At 72.7% G+C, this 16,648-nt stretch carries 18 protein-coding genes; 12 read left to right on the top strand and 6 right to left on the bottom strand.

Annotated elements, in window-relative coordinates; translation table 11 throughout:
* Nucleotides 1-2: 2 nt before the first annotated feature.
* Entirely contained in the window at nt 3-1,226 is a 1,224-nt protein-coding gene (locus tag AB0M83_RS16730; RefSeq protein WP_364517824.1) for an MFS transporter, read from the bottom strand.
* Between the two features lie 85 nt (nt 1,227-1,311).
* Nucleotides 1,312-2,256, bottom strand: coding sequence for a LysR family transcriptional regulator (locus AB0M83_RS16725; RefSeq protein WP_364517822.1), 945 nt, complete (start codon nt 2,254-2,256; stop codon nt 1,312-1,314).
* Nucleotides 2,257-2,341: 85 nt separating this feature from the next.
* Between AB0M83_RS16725 and AB0M83_RS16720 the strand changes: the two genes are divergently transcribed.
* The 6 genes from AB0M83_RS16720 to AB0M83_RS16695 all read left to right on the top strand — a co-directional run bounded on the left by AB0M83_RS16720 (nt 2,342) and on the right by AB0M83_RS16695 (nt 9,800).
* A complete protein-coding gene (locus AB0M83_RS16720) occupies nt 2,342-3,301 on the top strand; it encodes a cyclase family protein (protein ID WP_364517820.1) in 960 nt (319 codons plus the stop codon).
* An 8-nt stretch (nt 3,302-3,309) separates the two neighbouring features.
* Nucleotides 3,310-4,440: an FAD-dependent oxidoreductase gene (locus tag AB0M83_RS16715; RefSeq protein ID WP_364517818.1), complete on the top strand. Its 1,131-nt coding sequence runs from the start codon at nt 3,310-3,312 to the stop codon at nt 4,438-4,440.
* Nucleotides 4,441-4,458: 18 nt separating this feature from the next.
* Nucleotides 4,459-5,397: a VOC family protein gene (locus AB0M83_RS16710; protein WP_364517816.1), complete on the top strand. Its 939-nt coding sequence runs from the start codon at nt 4,459-4,461 to the stop codon at nt 5,395-5,397.
* Complete coding sequence (locus AB0M83_RS16705; RefSeq protein WP_364517814.1) at nt 5,397-6,326, top strand: fumarylacetoacetate hydrolase family protein; 930 nt, start codon at nt 5,397-5,399, stop codon at nt 6,324-6,326. The genes AB0M83_RS16710 and AB0M83_RS16705 overlap by 1 nt, the downstream gene beginning before the upstream one ends.
* Nucleotides 6,327-6,328: 2 nt before the next feature.
* Entirely contained in the window at nt 6,329-7,489 is a 1,161-nt protein-coding gene (locus tag AB0M83_RS16700) for an alpha/beta fold hydrolase (protein WP_364517812.1), read from the top strand.
* A gap of 163 nt (nt 7,490-7,652) precedes the next feature.
* The gene (locus AB0M83_RS16695; RefSeq protein WP_364517810.1) at nt 7,653-9,800 is read left to right on the top strand and encodes a DUF6351 family protein; all 2,148 of its coding nucleotides are present in this window, start codon (nt 7,653-7,655) and stop codon (nt 9,798-9,800) included.
* 363 nt (nt 9,801-10,163) lie between these two features.
* Here AB0M83_RS16695 and AB0M83_RS16690 read toward each other — a convergent pair whose 3' ends face one another.
* From AB0M83_RS16690 to AB0M83_RS16680, 3 genes are all read right to left on the bottom strand, one after another.
* Nucleotides 10,164-10,829, bottom strand: coding sequence for a PP2C family protein-serine/threonine phosphatase (locus AB0M83_RS16690; RefSeq protein WP_364517808.1), 666 nt, complete (start codon nt 10,827-10,829; stop codon nt 10,164-10,166).
* Nucleotides 10,830-10,947: 118 nt separating this feature from the next.
* Entirely contained in the window at nt 10,948-11,526 is a 579-nt protein-coding gene (locus AB0M83_RS16685) for a hypothetical protein (protein WP_364517806.1), read from the bottom strand.
* A gap of 4 nt (nt 11,527-11,530) precedes the next feature.
* Entirely contained in the window at nt 11,531-11,842 is a 312-nt protein-coding gene (locus AB0M83_RS16680; protein ID WP_364517804.1) for an ANTAR domain-containing protein, read from the bottom strand.
* Nucleotides 11,843-12,382: 540 nt separating this feature from the next.
* Between AB0M83_RS16680 and AB0M83_RS16675 the strand changes: the two genes are divergently transcribed.
* From AB0M83_RS16675 to AB0M83_RS16665, 3 genes are all read left to right on the top strand, one after another.
* Nucleotides 12,383-12,982, top strand: coding sequence for a DUF2231 domain-containing protein (locus AB0M83_RS16675; protein ID WP_364517802.1), 600 nt, complete (start codon nt 12,383-12,385; stop codon nt 12,980-12,982).
* A complete protein-coding gene (locus tag AB0M83_RS16670; protein WP_364517801.1) occupies nt 12,979-13,464 on the top strand; it encodes a hypothetical protein in 486 nt (161 codons plus the stop codon). Before AB0M83_RS16675 ends, AB0M83_RS16670 begins: the two co-directional genes overlap by 4 nt.
* 178 nt (nt 13,465-13,642) lie before the next feature.
* Nucleotides 13,643-13,864, top strand: a complete 222-nt coding sequence (locus AB0M83_RS16665) for a DUF2188 domain-containing protein (RefSeq protein WP_364517799.1) — start codon at nt 13,643-13,645, stop codon at nt 13,862-13,864.
* Between the two features lie 21 nt (nt 13,865-13,885).
* On the opposite strand, the gene AB0M83_RS16660 is transcribed toward AB0M83_RS16665, so the two are convergent.
* On the bottom strand, nt 13,886-14,155 hold the full coding sequence (locus tag AB0M83_RS16660) for a hypothetical protein (protein WP_364517797.1): 270 nt from the start codon (nt 14,153-14,155) through the stop codon (nt 13,886-13,888).
* 407 nt (nt 14,156-14,562) lie between these two features.
* Between AB0M83_RS16660 and AB0M83_RS16655 the strand changes: the two genes are divergently transcribed.
* From AB0M83_RS16655 to AB0M83_RS16645, 3 genes are all read left to right on the top strand, one after another.
* A complete protein-coding gene (locus AB0M83_RS16655; protein WP_364517795.1) occupies nt 14,563-15,279 on the top strand; it encodes an ANTAR domain-containing protein in 717 nt (238 codons plus the stop codon).
* 20 nt (nt 15,280-15,299) lie between these two features.
* Nucleotides 15,300-15,482: a hypothetical protein gene (locus tag AB0M83_RS16650; protein ID WP_364517793.1), complete on the top strand. Its 183-nt coding sequence runs from the start codon at nt 15,300-15,302 to the stop codon at nt 15,480-15,482.
* Between the two features lie 413 nt (nt 15,483-15,895).
* Nucleotides 15,896-16,615, top strand: coding sequence for a GAF and ANTAR domain-containing protein (locus AB0M83_RS16645; protein WP_364517791.1), 720 nt, complete (start codon nt 15,896-15,898; stop codon nt 16,613-16,615).
* Nucleotides 16,616-16,648 lie beyond the last annotated feature (33 nt).

Raw genomic sequence — 16,648 nt, 5'->3', positions numbered from 1 at the left:
GGTCAGTCAGTCGTGAGGTCCAACCGCGGGTTGTGCCGCCGCGTGGCGACCACGCAGATCCCGGCCATCGCTGCCGCGGCCAGGCCTAGCACGCCGATCGCCGGGCGCAACCCGCCAACACCGACGCCGATCGCCGCGATCAGCAGCGGGCACAGGAACTCGCCGATGAACAGCGCCGCCGTCCACACGCCGGTTCCCCGCCCCCGCTGCTCGAAGTCCAGGCCGTTCACCGCCCAGGTCAGCAGCGTGGGCAGGAGCATGCCGGTGCCGAAACCGGCGATCGCCGCACCCGCGGAGATCACCGGGATCGAACCGGTCGCGAACACCAGCAGGAAACCGAGCGCGGACAGCCCGAACTCCACCGGCAGCAGCGTGCGCGGGGTCCGGTGGGACAGCCGGGCGAACACGACGCACCCGGCGGCCGTGGCCACGGACATCAGCGCGCTGATGCCGCCGATCGCCGCTGTCGCCGCGAGTCCCGCTTCGGTGAGCACAAAGGACAGTTCCACGATCAGCGTGTAGAACACGATGCCGCCGATGAACGTGACGAGGCACGGCGTGAGCAACGTGCGCCACGGCAGCGGTGCCAGACGGCGGCCCGGGGTCGCCTGGCCGGCCGGCTGCCAGATGAGCTTCGCGGCCGGCGGGACCAGCGCGAGCGCGATCGCGTACACCCAGAACGGCGGCCGCCAGCTGTGCGCCCCGAGCACCCCGCCGAGGGCCAGGAACACCGTCGCGGACAACGACGCGACGAGCGTCTGCAGGCTCAGGTAGCGGCTGCGCCGCGCCCCGGACCAGTAGTCGCCGATCAGCGTCGTCGCGCAGGTCATGATCGCCGCCTCGCACACGCCGACCAGGACGCGGCTGACCAGGATCGCCGGCAGGGACGGCAGATAGAGCGGCGCGGTGCCGGTGATCGCGTAGCACACCAAGGCGACGAGCAGCAGCCGCTTGCGGTCGACCTTGTCGACGATCAGGCCCGCGAACGGCGCGGTCAGCCCGATCAGCAGGGCGGGAACCGTCAGCACCACGGGCGCGAGGACGTCGGCGCCGGGCACCCCGGCGAAAGCGTTCTGCAGCTGGGGCAGCACCGGCGCGATGAGCACGGCGCCGAGCACGGACAGGCAGCTGGCGGACAGCAGGATCAGCAGCTGAGCCGTTCCCGGCCGGCGGCCGCCCGCCGAAGGGGCGGTGTTCGGACGGGAACTCGCGAGGTGTTCGGACATGGCGCCTCCGGCCCACGTGCGGCCGGTCTCCGGTGATCGGCAGCGCTTGCGCAAAAGTGTCGGGAAAGCGGCGCCGGAGCGGAAATCACTTCTCCCGAAGGCCGGTATCAGCCGGGGTGATGCCGATCATCGCCGCGACCGCCCGCCGGACGACGTCGCGCAGGTACCGGTGCTCGGGATCGTCGTCGTACATCGGGTGCCACCACATCGCCTCGACGAGCGGGGTCGCGTCGAAGGGGCACGGGAGCGCCCGCACGCCGAGCTCGGCCGGGATCCCGTCGGCGAGCCGGCGTTGCACCAGCGCCACGCGCCCGGACCCCGCGACGAGCCCGGGTACGGTCAGGAACGTCTCGGTGACCACCTGGATGCGCGGTTCGATCCCGAGCATGCGCATCTGCCGCGCGGCCGGGGTGGACGCCGTCGGCCCGTGGTAGGTCACGACCCACGGCATGGTCTCCAGCTGCCGGACGGTCAGGGCGCCCTCGACGGCAGCGTTGTCCGCGGCCACCAGGCACACCCATTCGTCGCGGTAGAGGTCTTCGTGTGGCAGGTCGCCGACGAACCCGTGCGGGATCACCAGCAGGTCGGCGTGGACCAGCTCCTGCGCCGCCGCGTCGACCATCCTCGGCGTGTTCGCGGGGAACCGCAGCCGGGTGCCCGGCGCCTCCTCGGCGAGGCGGCCCGCGATCCCGGGGCCGAGCATGGCCACCCCGTAGTCGCTCATGAGCATCGAAAACTCGCGCGCCGACGACGCCGGGTCGAAGTCGGGCTCGGCGGCGAACACCCGCTCGGCTCCGGACAGGGCCACGCGCACGCGTTCCTTGAGCTGCACGGCCAGCGGGGTGAGCCGGTACTGGTTCCCGGAGCGGGTGAGCAGGTCGTCGTGGAAGTGCCGGCGCAGCCGGGCGAGCTGGGCCGACACCGCCGGCTGGCCGAGCCCCATCCGCGCCGCCGCACGCGTCACGCTGCGCTCCTGCAACAGCGCGTCGAGCGCCACCAGCAGGTTGAGGTCCAGGCGAGCGAGGTTCACAGCGAGTCACGGTATCAACGCTGTCGATACTCCACATCATCGATCTCTTCTTCCCTGATATCCCGTCCGGCCCGACAGTGAGGGGGTGGACCGAACCGATCCCGAGGCCGCGATCGCCGAAGCCGCCCAGCGCTGCTCCAACTGGGGCCGCTGGGGCCCCGACGACGTGCTGGGCACGCTGAATTTCCTGGACGACGCCAAACGCCGGGAGGCCGCCGCGCTCGTCCGGCGCGGGGTCAGCTTCTCGCTGGCGCAGCGCTTCGACGCGGACGGCCCGCAGAAGGGCTGGCGACGGCGCACCAACCCGGTGCACACGATGCTCGACACCGGCCTGGACGCCGAGCGCGGGCAAGGCTTCCCGCACGGGCTCGGCGGCGCCGACGACGTCGTCTTCATGCCCTTGCAGGCCTCGACGCAGTGGGACGGCCTCGGTCACATCTTCGACCACGGCGTCGCGTGGAACGGCCGGCGCGCCGGCGACGTCGTGACCAGCGAAGGCGACCGGGTCACCGGGATCGAGACCGTGGCGGGCCGGATCGCCGGCCGCGGCGTGCTCCTCGACGTCGGCCGGGTGCTCGGCGAAGACGGCGAACTGCCGGACGGGTTCGCGATCACCACCGGCGACCTCGAGGCCACCATCGCCGCCCACGGCGAGACCGCGCGAGTCGGCCGCGGTGACCTGCTCCTGGTGCGGACCGGCCGGCTCACCCGCGCCCGGCGCGAAGGCTGGGGCGACTACGCGGGCGGCCCGGCCCCGGGCCTGTCGTTCACCACGGCGGACTGGCTGCACGGCAGGGAAATCGCCGCCATCGCCACCGACACCTGGGGCTTCGAGGTCCGGCCCAACGAGTTCGACGACGCCTTCCAGCCGCTGCACCAGGTCGCCATTCCCCACATCGGCCTGTTCCTCGGCGAGATGTGGGACCTCGACGCCCTCGCGGCCGACTGCGCCGCCGACGGAGTCCACGAGTTCTGGCTGACCGCCGACCCCCTGCCCGTGACCGGCGCCGTCGGCGCCCCGGTCGCCCCGATCGCCGTCAAGTGAGGACCGCCATGCCCGCCGTCACCACCGTCCTCGTCGTCGGCAGCGGTCTCGCCGGCACGGCCACCGCGATCCACCTCGCGAAGGCGGGAGTCACCGTCGACCTCGTCGAAACCGAACCCGGCGTCACCGCCATCGGCTCGGGAATCACCCTGCAGGGCAACGCCTTGCGGGAACTGCGCACCCTCGGAGTCTGGGAGGAAGTCCGGGCGAAGGGGTACGGGTTCGACGGCCTGGGCCTGCGCGCGCCCGATGCCGCCGGAACGCTGCTGGCCGAACTGCCGGACGCCCGCACCGGCGGCCCGGACCTGCCCGCCGCGCTGGGCATGCCGCGCCCCGACCTCGCCCGGATCCTGCACGATCGCGCGGCCGCGACCGGCGCGAAGATCCGGTTCGGCGCCACCGTCACCGAGCTGCGGCAGAGTGACAGTCACGTCGACGTCACCTTCACCGACGGCTCGACCGGCCGCTACGACCTGGTCGTCGGCGCCGACGGAATCCGTTCGACGATCCGGCGGCTCCTGGGCATCGACCTGAAGACCCGCGCCACCGGCATGGGCATCTGGCGCGCCTTCGGCCCCCGCCCGGCGTCGGTCACGCGCACCGACCTCTTCTACGGAGGCCCCTGCTACATCGCGGGCTACTGCCCGACCGGCGAGAACTCGCTCTACGCCTACGTCGTCGAAGACGCGCAGGACCGCAGTTCCCTGAACCCTTCGGAACGGCTCGCCGTCATGCGCGGGCTCGCCTCGGCCTACCACGGACCGTGGGACGACATCCTCGCCACGCTCGACGATCCCTCCCGCGTCAACTACACCTGGTTCGAGACCCACGTGCTCCCCGCGCCGTGGCACCGCGGCCGCGTCGTGCTGATCGGCGACGCCGCCCACGCCTGCCCGCCGACCCTCGCCCAGGGCGGCGCCCAGGCGTTCGAGGACGCCATCGTCCTCAGTGAACTCCTCCTCGGCGCCGAAACCCTCGACGACGCGCTGTGGAGAGCCTTCAGCGAACGGCGCGTCGCCCGGGCGACAGCCGTCGTCGAAGCGTCGAACCAGCTCGGCCAATGGCTCCTCGACCACGAACAAGGCGACGTCCCCGCCCTGATGGGCCGGATCGCCGCCCTCGTCGCCCAACCCGCCTGAACCCTCCGGAGCAACGCCATGACCGATGGCCTCATCACCCACCTGCGGCACGTCGACCTCGCCGTGCCCGACCTCGCCCGCCAGCAGGACTTCTACACCGGCGCGTGGGGACTGACCACCGAACACACCGACACCGGGATCGCCTTCCTCGCCGCGGAAGGCTCGCCCGAGCACTACATCGTGCGGCTGCGCCAGGCAACGGACAAGCGTATCGACCTGATCGCCTTCGGCGCGGCCACCGCGGCCGACGTCGACACCCTGTCCGCACGCCTGGCGACCGCCGGCGTCACGCTGGTCCACGAGCCCCGCGCCCTGCAGACTCCCGGTGGGGGATACGGGTTCCGGTTCTTCGACAACGAAGGCCGCACCATCGAGATCAGCGCCGGCGTCGCGGTCCGCGCCCACCGCAAGATCGAAGCGGGCGAGGCGATCCCGGTCCGCCTGTCCCACGCGGTGATCAACTCCGCCGACCCCGAAGGCACGCGGCGGTTCTACGAACGCCACCTCGGGTTCAAGCTGTCCGACACCCTGACGCACCCGCGCATGGGCGGGATGATGTGGTTCCTGCGCATCAACGCCTGGCACCACAGCCTGGCCATCGCCCGCGGGCCCCACCCGTCGCTGCACCACGCGTCGTTCGAGATGCGCGGGATCGACGAGTACATGCGCGGCACCGGACGGCTGCTGCAGGCCGGCGTGGAGAAGATCTGGGGTCCCGGGCGGCACTTGGCCGGCAACAACACCTTCAGCTACTTCCTCGACCCGCACGGCAACACCGTCGAGTACACCACCGAACTCGACCTGGTCGACGAGGACACCTGGCACCCGCACCTCTACGACTTCACCCAGCCCGGGGTGTCCGACCAGTGGGGCACGGCCAACGCGATGAACGAGTTCGTCGCCGCCCGCTCGTTCAACGACCCCGACAAGGGTCTGTTCGTCGCCCCGCCGGTCTGATGCGCCTCGCCACCTACGAGCACGGCCGAACCGTGCACGCGGGCGTGGTCTCCGGCGACGCCGTCCACGCCTTCCGGGCCGGGGTCACCGTGCTCGACCTGATCCGCGGCGGCCTCCCCGCCGCCCTCGAAGCCGGGGCGGCCGCTCTCCGCGGGCCGGCCGTGGCCTTGACGGAAGTGCGGCTGCTGCCGCCGCTCGAGCCACCGAGCGTCCGTGACTTCGTCGCTTTCGAGGAGCACGTCGAAGGCATGGTCGCGCCGGGGTCCGTGCCGCCGGAATGGTACGAGGCGCCGACGTTCTACTTCACCAACCCCGCCGCGCTGGTCGGCGCGCACGACGACGTGCCGGTCCCGCCGGGCTCGCGGTCGTTCGACTTCGAGCTGGAGGTCGCGGCCGTGCTGGGGCCGGCCGCGATCTTCGGCTACACGATCCTGAACGACTGGTCGGCCCGCGATCTGCAACGCCGCGAGATGCGGGTCAACCTCGGCCCGGCCAAGGGCAAGGACTCCGCGACCACCCTCGGGCCGTGGCTCGTCACCGCCGACGAGCTGGCGCCGTACCGGGACGCGGACGGCTTCCTCGCGCTGGACATGCGGGTCGCGGTCAACGGCGTCGAGGTGGGCCAGGACCTGTTGTCCAACATGGGCTGGCCGTTCGAGGAACTGGCCGCCTACGCCGGTCGCGGCACCCGGGTGCGGGCCGGGGATGTCCTGGGGTCGGGAACGTGCGGCAACGGCGGCTGCCTGGCCGAGCTGTGGGGCCGGCGCGGCGAACAGCAGCCGCCGCCGCTGAAGCCCGGCGACGTCGTCGAAATGACCGTCGAAGGCATCGGGACGATCCGCAACACCGTCGTTCCCGGCGTCGTGCTGCCGCCGGTGCGCCCGGCGCGGCGGCGGCCCCGGAATCGGCTCCACCCTGAAAGGATCTGACCTTGTTCGAGTACTTCCCCGGAAACTACGTCTGGAACCTGGGCGTGGTCGCCGCGCTCAACTCCGGTGGCCTGATCGACGAGATCGACCGCGCCTGCCGCCCGATCCGCGAGGCCGCCGCGCGGGGCTCCGACGCCGGCACCCCGGACTTCCTGCGCGCGTGGACGGCCTTGACCGACCAGCTCGTCACCCAGGCCGAAGCCGCGGAGAAGGCCGGGCACGACCGGACCGCCGGGCAGCTGTACTTCCGCGCCACCAGCTACCTCTGCCAGGCCGAGCGCATGCTGGCGCACTCGAACCCCGACCGGCTGCCGACCTATCGCCGCGTCCTCGCCCTGGCACAGAAGGCGTTCGACCTGCGTGACCCGCGCATCTCCCGCGTGGCGATCCCGTACGAGGGTACGACCCTGCCCGCCTACTTCAGCGCGGCGCCGGCCACGAGCGACGGCCCGGCGCCGGTGGTGGTGCTGGTCAACGGCCTGGACTCGACCAAGGAGCACATGTACGGGTCGGCGCACTGGGAGGAGCTGGCCGCCCGCGGCATCTCGTGCCTCATGCTCGACCAGCCCGGCACCGGCGAAGCGTTGCGGCTGCACGGGATCACGGCCCGCATCGACAGCGAGGTGTGGGCCGGCGCCGCCGTGGACTGGCTCGAGCAGCGCGACGACGTCGACCCGGCGCGGATCGGGATCGTGGGCTGGTCGCTCGGGGGCTACTACGCCCCGCGGGCCGCGGCCTTCGAGAAGCGGTTCGCGCTGTGCGTCGCCTGGGGCGCCAACCACAACTGGGGCGCGGTGCAGCGCCGCCGTCTCGAACGCGAGGGCGAGCGGCCGGTGCCGCACTACTGGGAGCACGTCCTGTGGGTGTGGGGCCACGACGACCTCGACACGTTCATCGCCTTCGCCGACGACGTCCACCTCGACGGGGTCGTCGAGCAGATCACCGTGCCGTTCCTCATCGCCCACGGCGAGCGGGACCGGCAGATCCCGCTCGAGTACGCACACCGCTCCTACGAGCAGGCCGTCCACTCGCCCCGGCGCGAACTGCGCGTGTTCACCCCGGAAGAGGGCGCGACCGAGCACATCGGGCTCGACCACCTCCCGCACGTGAGCACGTACATCGCCGACTGGGTGGCCGATACCTTCGCCACTGTCGGCGGCTGACGGGCGGGCCGGCGAGCCGAACCGGACCTTTCGCCCGCGGTTTCGGTTCGTCCGCAACGGATGCGGCCCGGCACCGGATGTTGTTCCGGCCGGGCCGCGGGTGCTATACCGGCACCTGCGCGGTGTCGCGACGACGCGATGCCACAAGCGAGCGGAGTGGCTGGTGGCGAACCGTACTGTGCGCTCATCCCTCGTGGTGGCGGCCCTGACCGCGCCCGTCCTGCTGCTGGGGACGGCGACCGCGGTGGCCGCCGCTCCACCCGGGCGGCAGCTGACGATCGAGACGGTGTCGAACCCGCGGCCCGCGCTGGTCAGCGGGGGACAGGTGCTGGTCAAGGTGGTTCCGCCGGAGCGAACCCGGGTCACCGTCGCCACCAACGGCCACGACGTCACCTCGAGCTTCCGCGCCCAGCCGGACGGCAGCCTGCTCGGCCTGGTGAGCGGCCTGCGCGACGGTGCCAACGACCTGAGCGCCCGGACGAACGGCCACGGCCCGGACCAGCGCGCGAACCTGCGCGTCACCAACCACCCGATCACCGGGCCCGTCTTCTCCGGCGCACAGCAGCGCCCGTTCTACTGCGAGACGCAGGCGTTCGGCCTGCCCGCGGCGTCGCAGCCGTTCTGCAGCGCGCCGACCCGGGTGAGCTACCAGTACAAGAGCACCGCCGGGGCGTTCGCCCCGCTGGCGGACCCGGCGGCCCGGCCCGCGGACCTCGCGACGGCCACGGTCGGCGGGCGCGCCGTGCCGTACGTGGTCCGCGTCGAGCGCGGCACGATCGACCGCGCCGTCTACGAGATGGCGGCGCTCTACGACGGCACGCCGTCGCCCGTCGCGCCGGACGGCAGCTGGAACGGGAAGCTGGTCTACACCTTCGGCGGCGGCTGCAACGCGGGCTACCACCAGGGCAACGCGACCGGCGGGGTCGTCAACGACCTGTTCCTGGCGCAGGGCTACGCGGTCGCGTCGTCGACCCTGAACGTGCTCGACAACAACTGCAGCCCGATCATCTCGGCGGAAGCGGCGATGATGGTCAAGGAACACTTCGTCGAGACCTACGGCCCGATCGCCCACACCATCGGCTGGGGTGGCTCGGGCGGGGCGATCCAGCAGTACGACATCGCCGAGAACTACCCCGGCATCGTCGACGGCATCATCCCCGGCGTCTCGTTCCCGGACCCGCTGAGCGTGGGCGGCCCGGTGTCGGACTGCCGGCTGCTGAACCGGTACTTCGCCGGGCCGGGCGCGTCGTTCACCGCGGCGCAGAAGCAGGCCGTCGCGGGCTTCGCCAGCTACGACACCTGCGTCTCCTGGGAGCAGACGTTCGCCAGCCGCGCCACCGCGACCGGCAGCTGCAACGCGGCCATCCCGGTCGCGGCGCGGTGGGACCCGGTCACCAACCCGCGTGGGGTGAAGTGCAACTCCACCGAGCAGCTGGCCAACCAGATCGGGCGGGACCCGAAGACCGGGTTCGTGCGCAGCCCGCTGGACACCACCGGCGTCCAGTACGGCCTGACCGCGCTGAAGGCCGGGACGATCACCGCGGCGCAGTTCGCCGACCTCAACGCCGGCATCGGCGGCCTCGACTACACCGGAGAGCCGGTGCCGCAACGGATCGCCGCCGACCCGAAGGCACTGAACGCGGCGTACGCCGATGACATCGTGAACTCGGCGTCGCAGGGCCTGCGCGAAACGCCGATCATCGACCAGCGGACCGATCTCGACCTCGCCGGGTTCGGCAACGACATTCACACCACCGAGTGGTCTTACGTGATGCGCCAACGGCTTCTGCGCGCCAACGGCACCGCGGCGAACCAGGTCATCATCGAAAACCACGCCACCGCGGCCGAAGCGGCGGCCGCCAGCGTTTACGAGCTCACCGCGATGGACCGCTGGTTGACCGCGATCGACGCCGACCGTTCCCACCGGAGCCGTCAGCAGAAGGTGCTGGCGAACCGGCCGGCCGATCTCGGCGACGGCTGTTACCTCTCCGCCGCGTCGCGGATCACGGAGAAGCTGACGTACCCGGCGAGCGGCCGGTGCGGCGCGCAGTACCCGGTGGCGGCCAACACCCGGATGGTGGCGGGCGAGAGCCTGGCCCTCGACGTGCTGAAGTGCCGGCTGAAGCCGCTGAACTTCCGCGACTACCCGGTCGCCTTCACCGCCGCGGACCAGAAGCGCCTGCGAGCGGCGTTCCCCGGCGGAGTGTGCGACTACAGCCGTCCGGGTGTCGGGCAGCGTGCCCCGATCGGACCCTGGCTGAGCTACGGCGACGAACGGACCGGTACCACGCCGCCGACGAAACTGCGGTGATCCCACGATCGGGGGCATCGGGACGAAGCACTCCGAAATGTGTTTGTGCGCTGGTCAGCCGGGTAGCCGCCGTTCGTGATGGACTGCCCGGCCGGGCAGTCACCGGGTGCTCGCGTGGGCGACGAACGGAGGCCAGCCATGGACGTCATGCAGATCGAGTCCGTGCCGGAGGGCACACCGCAACCGGTGGGCACGACGGAGACCGTCGCCGAGGCCGAGGACCTCGAACCCACCATCGTCCTGGGACGCGAGTGAGGTAAGCGCCCGTATCCACGCCCGGCGGAGAACCGGTCGGCGGCGTCGAGCCGAAGGACCACGGAAGTCCCTTGTGGATTCGACGCGCGCTCCATGACCGCCGGCCGGTCAAAACCACCCGGATGACCTCCGGTCGCCGAAGGGGCGCAGCAGCAGAACGCTGGCGTCATCGGCCGGCCGGCCGTTCGCGTGGTCCAGCACCGCCCGGGTGATCCGCCGGGCGGCTTCGGGCAGCAGCCGGGTGGGCACGTCGTGTTCGAGCACCCGCGCCAGCCCGGAGAACCCGAAGGCGCGGCCGTCGTCGTCGCGGGCGCCGGTGACGCCGTCGGTGTAGAGCACCACGACGTCACCGCGTCGCAACTGCTCTTCGGCGGGGACCCGGTCCGCCCGCCGGCCGAACGGCGGCGCCGGATCGCCGGTCCGGAGCTCGGTCACCGTGCCGTCCCGCAGCAGCACCGGGCCGGGCCGGCCGGCGGTCACGTGGACGAGCCGCCCGGTGCCGGCGTCGAACCGGCCGATCACCCCGGAGACGCCACCGTGACCGCCCGACGACCCGATCGCTTCGTCGAGGGCGTGTGCCTGCTCCGCCAGATCGCGCCCGGCGCGGCGGGCGGCGCGGTAGGCCGTCAGCGCGACGGCCGCGGCCAGCGCACCCGTGCGATCGCGGGTGCCGGCGTCGAAGATCGCGAACGACACCGCGGTCTCCGACAGGGCGTAGTCGAACACGTCGCTGGTGGTGCCGTAGGCCGGTTCGGTCGCCGCGGCCACGGTCATCGTCTTCGTCGCGGCGGTCAGCGGTGGCAGCGCCGTCCAGAGCAGCTCGGTGATCGGACCGCGGTGTTCGCGGCGCCGGACGCGTCGAGACCGTCGCCGTACTGCGTGGTGATGGTGATCAGGTGACCGAACAGGTAAGCCAGCACCGGCACTGGTCGCGCAGCACGGGGTCGTGCGGATCCGTGCCGTCGGTGGGGTGCGCCTCGAGCACGCCGAGCCGTTCCACCCCGTCCAGCAACGGCGCCCACAGCCGGGGGCCGCCCGGCTCGGCGGTGACGACCACGTCGCCGCGCTGGGCGTAGTCGGCGAGGTAGACCCCGACCCGCAGGCCGACGGCCCGCCCGGCGGCGTCCATCAGGAACGGCAGCCGCTCCGGGGCCGCGCGGTGGGCGCCTTCGAGCAGCTCGACCAGCGCGGCCAAGGGTCCGCTGACGGGGTGGGACTGGCGGACGGGCCGGCTGTAGGGGACCCGGTCGCGGCCGAGGAGTTCGTCCAGCCGTTCGTTGACCGCGTGGGCCAGCATGTCGCGCTGCACCCCGGGCAGCGGCATGGCTCCGTTGAGGTACGCGTCGACCTCCAGCAGGTCGACTGAGCCGCCCAGAGCGAAGTAGCGCATCCAGAGCTGTTGAAGGGTGAGGTCGGCGCGCGCGAAACACCGGACAAGCCGCTGCCGCTGTTCGTCTTCGGTGGCGGTCATGGCGTCAGCTGCCCGGGTGGTGCCCGACGAGGGAGGCGGCCACCTGGGCGACGTCCTGGCGCCGCGGGCGGGCCGAGCTCAGCAGCATGCCGAACGCCGCGTCCTCGCCGACGCTTTCCCGTTCCACCAACGTCCCCTTCGCCATGGTGAGCACGTCCCGGCTGCGCAAGGTTTCCTTGAAGGCATCACTCGCCCGGCGGGCGTCCTCGGCCCGGCGCACGAACCCGAACAGCACGCCCGCTTGGGCGGCGAACAAGGTGAGCAGTCGTTCGTCCCGCGCGGAGAAGGCGCCGGCCTCGCGGGCGTAGACCTTCACCGCCCACAGCGGTGTCCTGGACCAGCAGAGGCGCGCTGAGGGCCGCGAGCATCCCGATTTCCGCGGCCGCCGGGCCCCACCCCGGCCGGCGCGAATCGGTCCGGACGTCGTCGACGCGGTACGTGGCGCGCTCGGAGAACGCGGACAAACAGGAACCTTCGCCGAGCGTGTACTGCAGGTCGTCGGCCCTGCGCACCACCTGGTCCGAGGCCACCGCGGTGGTCCGCCGGCCTCCCTCGAACAGGCTCACCCCGGCGCCCACCGACGCCGCGATCGCTTCCCGGGCCGAGGTGGCGATGATCTCCATGGCCGGCTCGACGCCGTCCCACGTCAGCAGCAGCCCGGACATCCGCGCCACGACGACGGCCAGTTCGTCGGCCAGTGGCAGGTCGGCAGGCACTCCTCGCCCCTCCTCTCCGCGGCTCGAAAGATTCGTGACGCCGGACTACCCAGGCAGCGGTCTTTCACGCCTGCTCGCGGCGCGGTCGGCGAACAGAGCCCGCTGCGATTGACCGCGGACCGCGCGGGTAGCCGGGAGCCATGACGGACAACCCGGACAACAACGTGGACGACGGCGGACCGGCGAACGGCGGCGCGGTGGCCGCACCCCACCGCCTGCTCGCGGCGGTGGAGCGGGCACGCATCCTGGACCGGCCCGCCGAGGCCGTCGTCAAGCCGCTGCGGCGGCTCTTCGGCGGCCGAGCGGGCCGGTCGCTGCGCGGAGAGGAGCTCGGGCACCCGCTGCACCCGCTGGCGGTCACGCTGCCGATCGGGGCGTGGCTGTGCTCGTCGCTGCTGGACTTCCTGCCGGGCAACGACTCCGCCGCCCGCCGGCTCGTGGCGGTGGGCTTGCTGGCCACGCCGGCGGCGATGGTGCTGGGCGCCGCGGACTACAGCGAGCTGGACGTCCGCCAGCGCCGCGTCGGCTTGGCCCACGCCGCGGGCAACGCGCTCGCCGCCGCGGTGTTCGCCCAGTCCTACTTCGCCCGGGGCCGGGGCGCGAAGGCGGCGGGAAAGACGCTGAACCTCGTCGGCCTGCTCGTGCTCGGCGCCGGCGGCGCGCTCGGCGGCCACCTGGCCTACGCCCAGGGCGCCGGGGTCTTCCGGTGGCAGTCCGGGAGCGCGGGTGCTCCGCGATGACCGGCTACCTGGCGATCTACCTGCGTGACCAGCTCGCGCTCGGGGTCACCTGGCGGGCCCTCGCCCGCCGCGCCCGCGACCACAACCAAGGCACCGAGCTCGGTGCGGCACTGGCGCAGGTGGCGGACGGGATCGCGGAGGACGTGCGGACGTTCGAGGCGATCATGAAGACCCTCGGAGTCCGGCCCAACCGGGCGAAGGTCGCCTTGGCGGCGGCCGGGGAGCGGTTCGGGCGGCTCAAGCGCAACGGCCGGTGGGTGTCGTACTCGCCGCTGAGCCGTTTCCTGGAGCTGGAGATGCTCGCCATGGGCATCGAAGGCAAGAAGATCCTGTGGCACACGCTGGGGGAGCTGGCCGGGTTGCGGGATCGGTTGCCGGGTACGGACTTCGACGAGTTGCTCGTCCGCGCCGCCCGCCAGCGGCAGACGTTGGAGCCCTTCCGGCGCGAGGCCGGGACGCGGGCGTTCGCCGCGAAGACGTGATTTCGCCCAGGGGAGTTTAGCGACCACCCTGCGTGGTATGCCGTCGGCGCCCGCTGCTTGTTCTGGCAGCGTGCTCCCGGTCGAAACCGCGGCCGTTTTCGAAGGCGCGCGGTCACTCCGCGCGTGTCGCGGCGGTCACCGGAAGCGGTCCGCCTGGTCAGTGCGGGGAAGGAACACCATGGCCGAGGGCGACGTCCACACCGTGCTCGAAGACGGCGTGTGGAAGAACCGGATCGAGGGTGGCTCTCGGGCGTCGAACACGTCGCCGCGCCGCGTCGACGCGGTGGTCGCGGGCCGGCAGACGGCCAAGAAGCGACGGGTGGCCCACGTGGTCCACACACCCGACGGCGGCGTCGAAAGCGAGCGCGACTACCGGCCGCGCAGCAGCTCCGCACGCTGAGCCGGCTCGCAGCCCAGGCTCTCACGGCCGTGGTCGCCGGCGCGTCCACGGCCGGCGGTCGCGGTGCTCGCCGGCCGCGGCGGCGCACCGGTGGCACAGTGCCAGCCGTTCGTCCGTGGTGTCGGCGAGCCACCGGGCGTCCGGCCACAGCACGTGCGGGAAGCGCCGCAACCCGGCTTTGCGCAACGGGATGCCGCACAGCGTCTGGTTGGTCCCGATCCGCCAGGCGTGCACGGACCCGCGAGGTGCGCGCACGCCTTCGTCGTCGAGCCACTGGTCCGACGCGGCCACGGCGGGTTCGCGACGTCCGGCCACTCAGCGCCGCCCGCGTCGCGGGGTCCGGTGGTGGACGGGCGAGGGCAGGTCGGTCATGCGGTCCTCCGGAACGTCAGCGTCGACCGCGCTTACCCGAGCCGGCCGGCGAGACACCCGGTGGTGCGGGTTGGTGCCGCGCCGGCCCCAGCCGCGCCGGGCCGAGGTCTTGAACCGCCGCGAAGCCGAGTCGCCGACCGGAACCGTGGGACAGAGCGACTTCCCGCTGACGGACCTGAGCCACCGCCGGTAGCCCTCAAGGGTGGCCGGTGCCGCGAAGGTGACGTGCCACCGGCGGCGCCCCGCATGCCCGCCGCGGCGGTGTCTCGTAGGCTGGCGGTTCCGGGTGCCGGCCCGGTGGCCCGCAGCGTGGAGAGGGCGCAACGGTGGATGGACTGCCTCGGGAGCGGTTGTGGCGGGCGATCGCCGCGGCCGCCGAGGTACCGGGCCGCCGCGACAGCTGGGCGCAGACGGTCTGCCTGGCCTGCGTGGAAACCCTGGAGCACGCCGACGCCGCCATCTTGGCGTTGCGAGGGGGCTCCCGCTCCGAGGAGGTGCTGGGTGCCAGTGACCCGTGGGCGGCGAGACTGGCGGAACTGCAGTACACCGTCGGCGAAGGCCCCGGCGTGGAAGCGTTCGGCAGCGGAAGCCCGGTGCTGGTTGCCGACCTGAGCGTCGAGCAGGTGCGCTGGCCCGGGTTCGCCGACGCGGCGCTGGCGGTGGGCGCGGCGGCGGTGTTCGCGTTCCCGCTCCGGTTCGGCGCGATCAAGTTCGGCACCCTCGAGCTGGTCCGCCGCCGTCCCGGGGGACTGCCCAGCGCGCAGCGGCGGGATGCCGCGCTGGCGGCGGACCTGACCACGGCGGCCCTGCTCCGGCACAGCCGCGAGGCCGAGCGGGCGGGCCACGACTTCGCGCCCCGTCCCGTCGCTTCGTTCCAGGACGTCAACATCGCCACCGGCATGCTCGCCGCGCAGCTGCAGATCACCCTCGACGACGCGTTCGCCCGGCTGCGCGCCCACGCGTTCGGCCTGGACCGGTCGGTCCGGGACGTCGCGCGGGACGTGCTGGAGCGGCGCATCTCCCTGGACGAGCTGGCCGAATGATCCCCTCAGCAGGAGGCACCATGAGCGACCGCCTTGACGGGGAGTCCGGCACGGCTCCACCCGACCTGGCCAGTGCGCTGGTCACGATCACTTCGCGCCTGGTGGGCAGTCCGGACAACGCCACCGAGCACGGCCTCGTCCTGCGGGAAGTGACCCGCGCGGTCACCGACGGCACCCTCGCGCCGGCCGACCTGACCGCCTGACCGGGGTCGGGCTCCAGCCCCGTAGTTCCGGTCGGCCGTTCCGTCGGCCCGGGCATCGGCGGCCGCCGCCCCGCCGCGCCGGCCGGGGTACGGTGAGCGCAGTCCGTGGGCACCTCGCACGTGGATGGTCGAACCCGCGTCGTTCCCGGACCATCCAGTTCGGCCGGTGTCGGAGGTCGAGAACGGGAGCACCGACATGACTTCGGGCCCGCACACGCCCACCGTGACTCCCGCAGCCGCCGGAACTCCTTAGCGCGCCCCACATCACCGCGCGCCCGGCCGCGAGGTCCGTCGTTCCGTGGCGTGCCGGCCGAAGGCAGCGGCCGATCACTCTCGAAGGGACCTACCGATCGCCACACATCGGACAGTTCGTCGCGACCGTCCACCCGGCACCGACTCCGAACCCCTGAGTGATGACTGAGGTCAAGGGGCTGGCCGCGAGCGTGCTGTCGGCGTTGCGCGCGAACGCCGCCGAAGGCGGGCTCGACCTGCTCGGCCGGGTGTGCCGGGAGTGCGTGCGGCTGGTGCCGGTGGACGGCGCCGCGATCACCGTCGTGGCTCATGCCGGGCAACGGGAGCTGGTGCATGCCACCGACGCGGTCAGCGCCACCCTCGCGGACCTGCAGTTCGTGCTGGGTGAAGGTCCGAGTTTCGAGGCATACGCCGGCGGTGAGCCGGTGCTCGTGCCCGACCTCGCCGCCGACCTCGCGCCGACCTGGCCGGTCTTCGCCGTCGAGGCCGCGACGCAGGCCGCGGCGTTGTTCTCCTTTCCGGTCCATATCGGAGGGATCTCCGTCGCGACCTTCGACACCCACCGCGCCGTTCCCGGTCAGCTGAGCCCCGGCGATCTGGTCGTCGCCCGGCAGCTGGCCGGCATCGCCGCGCTCGCGTTGTCGGGCCTGTCGTCGAACGCCGGTCGCCGGCTCGGCGGAGACGGGTCCGGGATGTCGGGGGCGGGCATGCGGTACCGGCAGGTGTCCCAGGCCACCGGCATGGTGATGGCCGTGCTCACCCTGCCGCCCGCGGCGGCCCTGGCGCGGATCCGGGCCTACGCGTTCGCCTGCGGCCGGCCCCTGCTCGACGTCGTGACCAGGCAGCTCGACCCGGCCGAGGTCGCCGACCCTGAGTCATGACGCCGGCACACCGGTCAGCCGGCGGGAACGAGA

The organism is Amycolatopsis sp. NPDC051106, from assembly GCF_040682775.1.
Classification (GTDB): Bacteria; Actinomycetota; Actinomycetes; order Mycobacteriales; family Pseudonocardiaceae; genus Amycolatopsis.
This window is presented reverse-complemented; position numbering and strand designations above follow the sequence as displayed.

Coding starts and splice junctions, on each gene's coding strand:
- AB0M83_RS16685 (WP_364517806.1), bottom strand. CDS start 11,526: ATGACCGCCACCGAAGACGAACAGCGGCAGCGGCTTGTCCGGTGTTTC.
- AB0M83_RS16715 (WP_364517818.1), top strand. CDS start 3,310: ATGCCCGCCGTCACCACCGTCCTCGTCGTCGGCAGCGGTCTCGCCGGC.
- AB0M83_RS16650 (WP_364517793.1), top strand. CDS start 15,300: ATGAGCGACCGCCTTGACGGGGAGTCCGGCACGGCTCCACCCGACCTG.
- AB0M83_RS16710 (WP_364517816.1), top strand. CDS start 4,459: ATGACCGATGGCCTCATCACCCACCTGCGGCACGTCGACCTCGCCGTG.
- AB0M83_RS16670 (WP_364517801.1), top strand. CDS start 12,979: ATGACCGGCTACCTGGCGATCTACCTGCGTGACCAGCTCGCGCTCGGG.
- AB0M83_RS16675 (WP_364517802.1), top strand. CDS start 12,383: ATGACGGACAACCCGGACAACAACGTGGACGACGGCGGACCGGCGAAC.
- AB0M83_RS16665 (WP_364517799.1), top strand. CDS start 13,643: ATGGCCGAGGGCGACGTCCACACCGTGCTCGAAGACGGCGTGTGGAAG.
- AB0M83_RS16730 (WP_364517824.1), bottom strand. CDS start 1,226: ATGTCCGAACACCTCGCGAGTTCCCGTCCGAACACCGCCCCTTCGGCG.
- AB0M83_RS16645 (WP_364517791.1), top strand. CDS start 15,896: ATGACTGAGGTCAAGGGGCTGGCCGCGAGCGTGCTGTCGGCGTTGCGC.
- AB0M83_RS16690 (WP_364517808.1), bottom strand. CDS start 10,829: ATGACCGTGGCCGCGGCGACCGAACCGGCCTACGGCACCACCAGCGAC.
- AB0M83_RS16705 (WP_364517814.1), top strand. CDS start 5,397: ATGCGCCTCGCCACCTACGAGCACGGCCGAACCGTGCACGCGGGCGTG.